This is a genomic window from Okeania sp. SIO2B3 (genome assembly GCF_010672525.1).
In the GTDB taxonomy this organism is placed as follows: Bacteria; Cyanobacteriota; Cyanobacteriia; order Cyanobacteriales; family Microcoleaceae; genus Okeania.
The window spans coordinates 378,618-390,974 of record NZ_JAAHGH010000002.1 but is presented as its reverse complement, the minus strand read 5'-3'; the positions used below and the strand labels follow the sequence as shown (position 1 = coordinate 390,974).

General features: G+C 33.5%; 8 protein-coding genes and 1 pseudogene. All 9 read right to left on the bottom strand.

Annotated features, from left to right (window positions below; genetic code table 11):
- Nucleotides 1–1,011: 1,011 nt before the first annotated feature.
- The gene (gene thrS / locus F6K15_RS02760; protein WP_293056751.1) at nt 1,012–2,838 is read right to left on the bottom strand and encodes a threonine--tRNA ligase; all 1,827 of its coding nucleotides are present in this window, start codon (nt 2,836–2,838) and stop codon (nt 1,012–1,014) included.
- Nucleotides 2,839–3,269: 431 nt separating this feature from the next.
- The gene (locus tag F6K15_RS02755) at nt 3,270–3,716 is read right to left on the bottom strand and encodes a transposase (protein ID WP_293056750.1); all 447 of its coding nucleotides are present in this window, start codon (nt 3,714–3,716) and stop codon (nt 3,270–3,272) included.
- A gap of 41 nt (nt 3,717–3,757) precedes the next feature.
- Nucleotides 3,758–4,456: a transposase gene (locus F6K15_RS02750; protein ID WP_293056749.1), complete on the bottom strand. Its 699-nt coding sequence runs from the start codon at nt 4,454–4,456 to the stop codon at nt 3,758–3,760.
- Nucleotides 4,457–4,586: 130 nt separating this feature from the next.
- On the bottom strand, nt 4,587–4,856 hold the full coding sequence (locus tag F6K15_RS02745; protein WP_293057141.1) for a glycine betaine ABC transporter substrate-binding protein: 270 nt from the start codon (nt 4,854–4,856) through the stop codon (nt 4,587–4,589).
- 542 nt (nt 4,857–5,398) lie between these two features.
- A complete protein-coding gene (gene proX / locus F6K15_RS02740) occupies nt 5,399–6,409 on the bottom strand; it encodes a glycine betaine/L-proline ABC transporter substrate-binding protein ProX (protein WP_293056748.1) in 1,011 nt (336 codons plus the stop codon).
- 484 nt (nt 6,410–6,893) lie between these two features.
- Complete coding sequence (proX, locus tag F6K15_RS02735; RefSeq protein ID WP_293056747.1) at nt 6,894–7,907, bottom strand: glycine betaine/L-proline ABC transporter substrate-binding protein ProX; 1,014 nt, start codon at nt 7,905–7,907, stop codon at nt 6,894–6,896.
- A gap of 780 nt (nt 7,908–8,687) precedes the next feature.
- Nucleotides 8,688–9,578: pseudogene (proX, locus tag F6K15_RS02730) on the bottom strand (glycine betaine/L-proline ABC transporter substrate-binding protein ProX).
- Between the two features lie 381 nt (nt 9,579–9,959).
- Complete coding sequence (gene proX / locus F6K15_RS02725) at nt 9,960–10,976, bottom strand: glycine betaine/L-proline ABC transporter substrate-binding protein ProX (protein ID WP_293056746.1); 1,017 nt, start codon at nt 10,974–10,976, stop codon at nt 9,960–9,962.
- Nucleotides 10,977–11,816: 840 nt separating this feature from the next.
- A complete protein-coding gene (locus F6K15_RS02720; protein WP_293056745.1) occupies nt 11,817–11,984 on the bottom strand; it encodes a hypothetical protein in 168 nt (55 codons plus the stop codon).
- Nucleotides 11,985–12,357 lie beyond the last annotated feature (373 nt).

Sequence of the window (12,357 nt, the reverse complement as noted above, 5' to 3'; positions counted from 1 at the left end):
CTTAGAGGAACCTTTAAGATATTAATCATTATTTATCTTTAACTTTATTATGTTGAAACCTTTTGGTCTCATATAGTTCCTTTAAATTAGATGCTTTCATGTTCTAGCGCCTTTCGCAAACAAAATATGTCAGATTATCGCCGACCTTGGCTCTAAATATAAAGAAGGTAATATACCTATCAATAATATAACAATCTGATTTAACTTTTGAAAGAGAATACTATCACTTTGAGCTATCAGCTACCAGTGTAATTACTTACAGCTAATAACTTATGGGTCAATCATCTATATTTATGATCCCTGCAAAGTATAACTCGATCTAGACTTCTTAGTGGTCTTCAAAGAAAAGTTTTACTTTGTACAGATAGACGATCAAATTCAATTTGGCATAGTTTAATGGTGGAAATTGGAATTAGTCATTATTAATTTATGGCCATTCATAAATTCTTAAATTTAAAACTTTTAAATACTATCAAGAGCTTATCAAATAACAAGTCAAATAAATAAACCCGCTCTCAATTTATCAGAAAGCGGGTATAAATACTTAGGGTTTGCTTATGGAAGTCTTATGGGTGAGGGTAGGAGATAGGAGACAGGAGACAGCTATACTGGAGACAGAAGGTAAGAGGGAAGAGGGAAAAGGGAAGATGTGGGGAGAAATAATACAAAAAACACTCCTTATAGCTGATTTTTCCTCAAAATTGATGCGCGAAAACACTTGACTACCATAATTATATAGCTATCAAATGGGTTCTATAAGCTCATGTCTTCCTGCTTAATCAATCAAAAAGTCGCCCGCTTATGGGCGAGACTTTAGACCAATTTTTTCGGTAAAATATAAAATCCGCTCGGGTTCGGTATAAAAAAATGTTCCACCCTCAGCGTCATTGCCAAATCTTTACTCAATTCTCTTCCCTCAGTGCCTCCTAACTTCTAACTTCTGACTCCTGACTTCTTTGCCAAAAACCCCTACCTTTGACAAGATACTATAAGGCTTCTATCAGATACCTTCTAGAAATTTTCATAGTTAGCGATCGCCTCAGTCATCTTCTGAATTACCTCTGGCACAGGTATAGAACCTAATTCTCCAGCAGCGCGAGTCCTAATACTTAGACTATTTGACTCAACTTCCTTAGCTCCAACTACAGCCATTACAGGAATTTTGGCCTTCTCAGCATTTCTAATCAACTTACCCAAACGTTCATTACTAATATCCACTTCAGCACGAATACCTACTTGACACATTTGAGCAGCAACCTCTTGAGCAAAGGGCAAAAATTCAGAATTAACAGGCAAAAGTCTAGTTTGGGTAGGAGCTAACCACAAAGGAAAATCTCCTGCATATTCCTCAATCAAAATCCCAATCAACCTTTCCAGGGAACCAAAAGGTGCCCGGTGAATCATCACTGGGCGTTTTCTGGTCCCATCTTCTGCCACATATTCCAAATCAAACCGTTCGGGCAAATTATAGTCTACCTGTACAGTACCCAACTGCCATTCTCGCTCCAAAGCATCCTGGAAAATAAAATCTAACTTTGGACCATAGAATGCCGCTTCACCAATACCCTCAAAATGTTCCATACCCAAAGTTTCCACAGCCCGACGAATAGCACCTTCAGCTTTTTCCCAAGCCTCATCAGAACCAATATACTTATCTAAGTTAGGGTCTCGGAAACTTAATCTAGCCTTAAAATTCTTTAGTTGTAGATTTTTAAAGACAAATAGAGTTAAGTCTACCACACTGAGAAACTCGGCATCAAGTTGTTCGGGTGTTACAAACAAGTGAGAATCATCTTGAGTGAAACCCCGGACTCTAGTTAAACCACCTAATTCCCCAGACTTTTCATGGCGGTAAACAGTGCCAAACTCAGCAAGTCGTATTGGCAACTCTCGATAAGAACGTAATTCATTTTTATAGATTTGGATATGGAATGGACAGTTCATTGGTTTTACAACAAAACCCTGTTCCATAGCTTCTGCTTGTTCATCCTCAGCCATCATCGGGAACATATCCTCTTTATACTTTTGCCAATGTCCGGAAGTTTTGAATAAATCGACTCTGGCAATATGGGGAGTATCTACAGGTAAATAACCCCGTTTCTGTTGTTCTTGTTGGAGAAAGTCTTTCAGTGAATTCTTTAACATTGTGCCTTTGGGAGTCCAAAGAGGTAATCCCGGTCCAACAAGGTCGGAAAAAATAAATAGTCCTAATTCTTTACCTAGCTTACGATGGTTTCTTTTGAAAGCTTCTTCTTTACGTCTTTTATATTCGGCTAGTTGTTCTGGAGTTTCCCAAGCAGTACCATAGATACGTTGTAATTGGGCTTTGGTTTCATCTCCACGCCAATAAGCACCAGCAACAGTTTCTAAATCAATTGCTTTGGGATTAAGTTGCTTTGTACTTTCAATATGAGGGCCAGCACATAAATCCCACCATTCTTCACCGAGATGATAGATAGTAATTGGGTCTTCTAAATCTTCAAGAATTTCTAATTTGTAAGGTTCTTTAATTGCTTCAATTCGACTTTTAGCTTCTTCTCGACTGACTTCTTCTCTAATTACGGGTAAATCCCGTTTAATGATTTTGACCATCTCTTTTTTGATGGCTTTTAGGTCAGCTTCTGTAAATGGTTCTGGGGTATCAAAGTCGTAGTAGAAGCCATTTTCAATCCAGGGGCCGATTGTTACTTGTGCCTTGGGAAATAGCTTTTGTACGGCCATTGCCATGACATGGGATGTGGTATGACGAATTTTTTTGAGGGTTTCTGACTCGCTGGTGCGAGGTAAATGGATTTTTTCTGGTTGTTCTGGGGAAGGATTAGATTCTGGCCTAGACATTGACTATTTATTCTTGGGTTTTTTTTATATTTGCAGAGGGACAGAGGAATACTCTATTCTAGTTTAGTTAATCATCATTTAGAGATTTTTGAGGTTTCAATACTACTGGCGCGTCAAGCTTGAAATAGTGTTTTAGGAAAATTCTCCAAACCTTAGTCATAGCAATAATTATACTCAAAAATTTAATACATCATTTTCAGCTTGACGCGCTACTACATATATAGAACGTTTTGACAATCGCCCGTTAAATCAGAGATTATAATGGGAGATTCTTGTATCACAGATTCTTAACTAGATAACAAATCAAACAAGTTAATTTGCACCCCCGTCAGACCATCTCCACAAGCTTTCTTGCTCCGTCTTTACGCTGAGGGAACCTCAGCGCAGGCGGTGCGCTTTTATTTAACCGTGTGCCCCACGGCTATTAATCCTCACCCACCCCTCTTGCTCCCCTCCCGGGAGGGGATGGGGGTGGGTGCAGCAGCTACATCACGATTCAATTGATAACCACAGTTGCTACAATTATGTTCTCTATCAGAAAGTTTCTTCTTCTGTATATGACCACACAACGGACATTCTTGAGATGTATAATTCTTGTCAACTTTGGCATAATATTTACCTCGTTTCCAACAAACATAAGGTAAGATTTCATTGATAAACTGACCAATTCCAGAATCTAAAGATTGTTTTCTAACAATACCTTTAGACCAAGATTTAAAGTTAATGTCTTCAACAAAAATATTATCTGCTAAATCACAAAGTTGATGAGCTACTTTGAAATGCCAATCACGTCTTGTATTAGTGATTTTCTCATGCAATCTAGCTATTCTATTCTGGAGTTTTGACCAATTACTCGACCCCTTATTTTTATATTTCAACCTTCTTTGCAGCAATTGTAGGGGCGAATGGCCATTCGCCCCTACTGTAGTTGACCTAATAAAAACTTAGGGGCTTTGATTAATTTTCCTGTAGAAGTAGCTACAAAACTTTCTATCCCTGCATCTATACCTAATGATTTTTTACCTACTAGATTATCGGGCACTGACTCTGATGAAGCAAAACTAACCATCAGATAATAACCACTAGCTTTTTTTACTATCCTAGCTTGTTTAGCTACCATTCCTTCTGGTATTGGTCTACTTTGTCTAATTTTAATCCACCCCAGTTGAGGCAACTTAAATTTACCGCAATCTAAACAATTTTTTAGCATGGCAGGAAAGACAAAGCTTCTCATCTTTTTCTTAAATCTAGGGAAGCCTTTACCCAGGGATTTCATTTCAGAAAATGCCCTGTCTAATTGTTTTAAAGTTTGTTGTAAAACTTGAGCATTTTCATGTCGGCTCTTAGCCGAAACTGATTTTAACTTAGGATTAGTTTTCTTGGCTGTTGTTAGGTTTTTGGCCTGATAATTGTAATTAGGGTAAGGGGTATCAGCAGGGATAATATATTCAGAAATAATGGAACAACTATTAATTGGTGACTTTCTTGAACTTAACCAATCTTTACGCTCTTTTAAAGCGTAGTTATATACACTTTTACAGACATCAATAATCTGATTAATTTCTGCCTCTTGATGATGAGTTGGTTTCAGCTTGTACTGGTAAGTTAAAGTAATCAATTTGGTGATTTAACTTATTTATAAATATTATTTAATCCTAACACAAAGTTTGTTTAGAGACTGCGAAATTAATTTACTGGTTGAAATTCATCTCACTGCTAAATTAAAAATTATAGCGACTTGAGCTCTTTCAACATTCTCTGATAGATTGTCCTTGTTTATAGCGAGTAATAGCATCTGCTAGAAGAATTGTATATTGGCCTTGATTCTGCTCTACTGTATCTTGCAATTTATAAGCTTTAAGTTGATTATCTATAATTAATACACAAGACCAACCAGAATTACAACCTACTAAATTTGCTTTGCCATCTCCATCGGAATCAAAAAGTTTGGCTATTTCTGGATTTTTTAATTGTTCAATGTTAGTAATCTGATATTTATCGGCTGTTTTTTTGTCAATTTCATTTCTTTGGATTCTATCAGGAGTTAATCTTCCTACTTTCTATAAATTTTTTTCACCACCAACATTTTCAAAGAATTAATTGTGCCCTGGTTGATAGTAAACAACACTATAGTCTAGGTCTCCATTGGCAAGAGAAATATAAATTGCTGGATATTCAATTTGTTTTGGTCTTTCAACTTTTTTTCCTAGTTTTTATAAATTTTCAAATCCATTGAAGTTATGTTTTTTACCTTATTTATACTTATTTATGAATTAGCTGATACCTAAAAATGTGAAAATTAGTCTCATACCAATTTTCAAAAAGAATGTTACGAATAGTAAGAGCGATAAAAATACTTTACAGGAGCTGTCCCTTTGACAAAAAAGATAATTTACGCCCTAAAAACTGGCATTTAAGCCATTCCCATAGGACTCCTGACTCCTGAATCCTAATAAATAGCCTAACTATTTGTAGCAAACATTTATCAATTTGGTATCAGCCTTTTTTATGAATTTTCAAATCCATTGAAGTTTTGAAAAGTCAGCAGCATTATTTATTCTTAATTAGCAGATTTTCTCGCTGTTTCTAACCAATTATCATATTTTTCTTGATTATTTTTTATCCACTCTTGGGCATGACGGAGAATATCTTCTGGTTGGTCTTCTCCCTCTTTAATACGTAAACTTTCCTCATTCATATCGGCAACTGGAATTTCTACTAATTCAAACCATCGTTTAGCAACTGGATTATTTTTTAAGAATTTTTTATTAGCTACTATACGCTGTTGAATTATCCTAAAGCCAAAATTTTTTCCATCTAGGGATGTATCTTCTTCACTGAAATTTTCCATAGATTTTGGTAAGGAGGTGAAAGGAACTTCTAACCAAACTACATCTTTATTTGGTTTTAATTGCGTAGATATCCAATGAGGTTCGTAGGCATAATAAATAATTGGTTTTCCTTGCTCATAACGAGTCATTGCATCTGCCAAGAGAATTTCATATTGTCCTTGATTATGTTCTACTGTATCTTCTAATTCATAAGCTTGAAGATGATAGTCTATCGTCAGCTCACAACGCCAACCAGGATTACAACCAACTAAATTTGCTTTGCCATCTCCATCAGAATCAAAAAGTTTGGCTATTTCTGGATTTTTTAATTGTTCAATGTTCGTAATGTTATATTTATCGGCTGTTTTTTTATCAATTTGATATCCTTGGATGCCATTGGGAGTTAAAATTCCCACTCCCTCTAATTTTTTTTCTCCACCAGCATTTTCAAAGAATTCATTGTGTTGTGGCTCATAGTAAACAGTGCTATATTCTAAATCTTCATTGGCAAGAGAAATGTAAATCGCAGGATAGTCAATTTCTTTAGGTTTTTCGATTTTGTAGCCGAGTTTTTCTAAACCTATATTTACTATTTCGGTTTGAAATAATTCTTGTATCCAGGTACTATTGGCACTACGAATAGTAACTATTCCAGGAGGAGTTTTTTGACAAGAAGTGAAAACAATTAATAAGCTTGTTAAGATGCTTCCTAAAATAATTTTGAGATATTTTTGTTTCATTTTAGTTTAATTGATTTAAATATATTTAATATCTGGTAGCTTAGGACTTGATTTATTCCAAATTTATAGAGTTTTATAAATTCCTATCATACTTTTTCTGATTTTTTTAATCCATTTAATTCCTGATTTTTTTATCTTATTTATACTTAGGGTTTGCTGATTAAATCTAAAAACATTTACAGATCAAGGTTTTAGCCTTTTTATGTCGAAAAAAGTGCAAAGTTTTAGGCTCAAAAGGTTCAGAAAGTTAGTATTTTGGGAAGATAAGGGAAGAAAAATTAAGGGACGATATCTTCTTTGGACTTCCTTGCTCATTCCCATTTCTCCTGATTACTGACTACTACAAAGAGCAAAAAGACTTTTTCAGCAAACCCTACTTATTTATGAATTAACTGAGACCTGAAAATGTGAAAATTTGTCTCATCCTTTTTTCTGATTTTTCAAATTCATTTAATTCTTGAAAAATCAGCAAAATTCTTTCTTCTTAATTAGCAGCTTTTATCGCTGTTTCTAACCAGCTATCATACTTTTGTTGATTATTATTTATCCACTCTTGACCATGACGCATAATATCTTCTGGTTTGTCTTCACCCTCTTTAATACGTAAACTTTCAACATTCATATCTGCCACTGGAATTTGTACTAATTCAAACCATTTTCCCGCAACTGGGTTTGCTTCTAAGAATTTTTTATTAGCCACAATATGCTGTTGCAGTAAGGGAAAACCTAGATTTTTTCCATCTAGAGATGTATCTTTTTCAGTCAAATTTCCCATAGATTTTGGTAAGGATGTAAAAGGAACTTCTAACCAAATTGCATCTTCCCCTGGTGTTAAAACTGTATATATCCAGTGGGGATTATAACCATAATAAATAATAGATTTTCCTTGTTGATAGCGAGTAATGGCATCTGCTAATAAAATTGTATATTGGCCTCGATTATGCTCAACAGTATCTTTTAATCCGTAAGCTTCAATTTGATTGTCTATAATTAATTCACAAAACCAACCAGGATTGCAACCTACTAAGTTGGCTTTACCATCTCCATCGGAGTCAAAAAGTTTGGCAATTTCTGGATCTTTTAATTGTTCAATGTTAGTAATGTTATATTTATCGGCGGTTTTTTTATCGATTTGATATCCACTATTTCCATTAGGAGTTAAATTTCCAACTCCTTCTAATTTTTCTTCTCCACCAGCATTTTCAAAGAATTTTTCATGTCCTGGTAAGTAATAAATAACGCTATAGTCTAAGTCTCCATTACCTACAGAAATATAAAGTGCTTGGTAATCAATTATCTTAGGCTTTTCCACCTTATAGCCGAGTTTTTCTAGACCTATATTAACAATATTAGTTTGGAATGACTCTTCTATCCAGTTACTATGGGCACTCCGAATACTCACTGTTTGAAAATTGGGAGTTTTTTGACAGGAAGTGAAAATTATTAATAGGCTTGTGAGGATAGTTCCTAAGATAATTTTTAGTGATTTTTGTTTCATTTTCTTGAGATTGAATAAAGAATTCATATGTAAGCATTCAGCCGTCAGCTATTAGCTATCAGCTATTAATTTTGAGAAAGGTAAAAGTAAGCTTTGAAATTGAGAAATAATAAAAAGTTACTGCCAAAGTTTCCGGACTAAATCTTAGAAGTAATTATTCATTAATGATTGCTGATAGCTGACTCCTAATAGCTAAATGCTTACATTCATATATGGTACTTTTTGAGTTAATTTTTAATAATATAGTAATCAGGTATGAATTGTGATAATTGAAATATTATCTATTGGATTTATTGAGATAATAGAGTAGGAAAATCAGGACGAATATATCTAATATTCCATGCTAATAATCTCTCAAAATATTACAGACTAACTAATAACTGAAGTAATAGATATAGCATTATTTTTTATTTTGAATAAAATCATTTACAGCGCTTTTAGCGATCGATAAACCACATCATCAAAAACAAAACATAGTAGGTACATTCCATGGAAAATATCTACTGCGATTTACCCAAATAAAAACTGCTATAAAATACGATTTAGCCGGAATAAAATCTCTCCAACACTTACTATTGAAAAGCCGAACGCTAATTGTCTATAGCTACTTTAATTAGCAGCTTTTATCGCTATTTCCAACCAACTATCATATTCTTATTGATTATTTTTTACCCATTCCTGACCATGGCGCAGAATATCTTCTGGTTGGTATTCACCCTCTTTGATGCGTAAACTTTCAGCATTCATATCTGCAATTGATATTTTGACTAATTCAAACCATCATTTAGCAACCGGGTTTGATTTTAAGAATTTTTTATTCGCAAAAATACGCTGTTGAAGTACGGGAAAGCCCAAATTTTTTCCATCTGCTGATCTATCTTTTTCACTCATATTTTTCATAGATTCTGGAAAAGAAGTGAACGGAACTTCTAACCAAACTACATCTTCTCCTAGTTTTAAAATTGAAGATATCCAATGAGGATTATAAGCAAAATAAATAATAGGTTTTCCTTGTCGGTAGCGAGTAATAGCATCTGTAAGAAGAATTGTATATTCACCTAGATTTTGTTAAACTGTATCTTGCAGTTCATAAACTTGAAGTTGATGGTTGATGATTAATTCACAAGACCAACCAGGATTACAACCTACTAAATTTGCTTTGCCATCTCCATCGGAGTCAAAAAGCTTGGCAATTTCTAAATCTTTTAATTTTTGAATGTTAGTAATATTATATTTATCGGCAGTTTTTTTATCAATTTGATATCCTTGAATTCCATTGGGAGTTAAAATTCCGACTCCTTCTAATTTTTCTTCACCACCAGCATTTTCAAAGAAATGATTATTTCCTGGTTGATAGTAAACGGTGCTATAATCTAAATCTCCATTAGCAACAGAAATATAAATAGCGGGGTATCCAATTTCTTTAGGTTTTTCGATTTTGTAGCCGAGTTTTTCTAGACCTATATTGACAATATTAGTTTGAAATAACTCTTCTATCCAGTTACTATGAGCGCTATGAATGCTAACTATTTCAGGAGGATATTTTTGACAGGAAGTGAAAATTATTAATAAGCTGCTCAGGATAGTTCCTAAAATAATTTTGAGATATTTTTGTTTAATTTTAATTTGATTGATTGATAAATTTATAGGTAAGCATTCAGCTATCAGCAATAAGACTCTGCTTTTAAGGAGGGAATAGACTTTAACAACTTTTGCAGGCTGTTTGCGCAGCATTCCGCAAGAAATGCTTACTTTTAATTTCATCGATGATTATCGTATTTAATATTAAATGTAGCTTAATAAATAAATGGTATTAATACTTTGAGTTTATAGCATTTTCAAATGAGATGCACCCACAAGATTTGGCAATTTACTAATATTCAAAAATCCTACAATGCCTCTTAATTTACTAACGTAAGAATTCCGGAGGAAATGCTTACTTACTAACTAAAAGCGATATTTTTTACACAACTCAAATGAAATTGCTATACTCTCAGCTTTAATTTATGGCTTTTCAGATTCATTGAAGTACTGAAAGCCTTTTTAGTGTCTTTATTCTTCCTGAACTTTTGTTGCTATTTCTAACCAACCATCATACTTTTGTTGATTATTTTTTACCCATTCTTGAGCATGACGCAGAATATCTTCTGGTGTATCTTCACCCTCTTTGATGCGCAAACTTTCAGCATTCATATCTACAATTGGAATTTCAACTAACTCAAACCATCTTTTGGCAACTGGGTTTGATTCTAGGAATTTTTGATTAGCTACTATACGTTGTTGAAGCAGGGGAAAGCCAAGATTTTTTCCATTTGGTGATGTATCTTTTTCACTTAAATTTCCCATCGATGCTGGCAAGGAAGTGAAAGGAACTTCTAGTGAAACTACATCTTCATTTGGTTTTAAAACTGTCGATATCCAATGAGGTTCGTAAGCATAATAAAGAATTGGCTTTCCTTCCTGATAACGAGTCATTGCGTCTGCCAAGAGAATTTCATATTGTCCTTGATTATGTTCTACAGTATCTTCTAATTCATAAGCTTTAAGATGATGATTGATAACTACTTCACAAGACCAACCAGGATTACAACCAACTAAATTTGCTTTACCATCTCCATCAGAATCAAAAAGTTTAGCTATTTCTGGATCTTTTAATTGTTGAAGGTTATTAATGTTATATTTATCGGCTGTTTTTTTGTCTATTTCATACCTTTGTATTCCATCAGGAGTTAATTTTCCAACTTTCTCTAACTTTTCTGAACCACCAGCATTTTCAAAGAATTCATTGTGTTGTGGTTCATAGTAAACAGTGCTATATTCTAAATCTCCATTGGCAAGAGAAATATAAATTGCTGGATATTCAATTTGTTTTGGTCTTTCAATTTTATAGCCGAGTTTTTCTAAACCTATATTTACTACTTCGGTTTGAAATAACTCTTGTATCCAGGTACTATTAGCACTCCGAATAGTAACTGTTTCAGAATCAGAAACTTTTTGGCAGGAAGTAAAAATTATTAATAAGCTGGTGAGGATTGTTCCTAAAACAGTTTTGAGATATTTTTGTTTCATTGTGGTTTGATTGAAAAATTTTTCATAAATAGTATCAATAGTATTTTACTACTCTCGGCACTAAAGATTTATAGAAATTTGAGAATAGACAAGAGGCACTATATTTTGATTCAAATATTCATAATTAGTTTATAGCAATTTTCCCTCTTGGTTAAGATACAAAAATTTTGTATTTTTAGGAAACACCGGATATCGGAATAAAAATAAAGAGAAAAATATTATATTCATTAATATGATAATCGCGATATCTACAAATTACTAGAAAAACACAAGATAAATATAGTGTTTTTATTTGATATAGCAGTCGAAGCAAAGATTAAGGCATATTAAAAGCTTAAAACTCAGACAACGCCAGATTTTTCCTTCTTGCTTTTTGCTTCTTCCTTCTTCTATATGTAAATCTAGATTGAGGTAAAAAAAACCTCGATTGAGTACCTGATATCCTTGTGTTTACTACTATTTAATCCTGTTTTACCTCCTTGACTATTCCCTATTACCTATTTCCTTTTTAATAGCACTTAGTCTCTAAATTTAAGATAAAAACGCTATATTTGAGTTTTCTGATTTATGGGGTAGAATGAAGCAGCAAATCAATTGAAAAATTGAAGACCTGGAACTATCAAAATCTGAAATAATTTCTAGATGTAAGACTTGAATAATTTTCAATTTAACCTTAGTTTTTTTATGACTATTAAAATCCATTTATAGCAGTTTTCAAATAGATAGACTACAGTAGCCAAATTATTTTCCTACTGCCTACTCCCTAACCCAAAATAATTTTGTAGTTTACTGAAATGAAAAGCTTTGCAAGTGCTGAAAGATTCTTAAAATTTTTCCTCCTTAACTAGCTTCTTGTCTTGCTATTTCCAGCCAACTATCATATTTTTGCTGATTATTTTTTACCCATTCTTGAGCATGACGCAAAATATCTTCAAGTTTATCTTCTCCATTTTTGATGCGTAAACTTTCAGCATTTATATCTGCAACTGGAATTTTGGGGTTGCACATTATGGAATGATATTGCCAAAAATTAGTTTAGACTTTGATTAAAAAAACCTAATATAATTATTTATTTTAGCAATTCTCAAATCCAAAATCCTGTTCATCAAAAATCCAAAATCATTCGTCGCTGTGCAACGCCGGAATTTGGACTAATTCAAACCACCGTTTGGCAACTGAGTTAGCTTCTAGGAATTTTTTGTTAGCTACTATCTGCTGTTTACTTCCAGAAAAGCCTAGATTTTTTCCATCTACTAATAACCAGACTACATCTTCTCCTGGTTTTCAGACTGTAGATATCCAGTGTTGAGTATCCTTAGATACAGTTTTCGGTTTTGAACAACTGAATATGCACAAAATAAATGATAATGCCCTCCCGAGA

Excerpts from the sequence above, each read along its gene's own strand:
- thrS (WP_293056751.1), bottom strand. The coding sequence starts at position 2,838 with ATGTCTAGGCCAGAATCTAATCCTTCCCCAGAACAACCAGAAAAAATC.
- proX (WP_293056748.1), bottom strand. The coding sequence starts at position 6,409 with ATGAAACAAAAATATCTCAAAATTATTTTAGGAAGCATCTTAACAAGC.
- proX (WP_293056747.1), bottom strand. The coding sequence starts at position 7,907 with ATGAAACAAAAATCACTAAAAATTATCTTAGGAACTATCCTCACAAGC.
- proX (WP_293056746.1), bottom strand. The coding sequence starts at position 10,976 with ATGAAACAAAAATATCTCAAAACTGTTTTAGGAACAATCCTCACCAGC.
- F6K15_RS02720 (WP_293056745.1), bottom strand. The coding sequence starts at position 11,984 with ATGTGCAACCCCAAAATTCCAGTTGCAGATATAAATGCTGAAAGTTTA.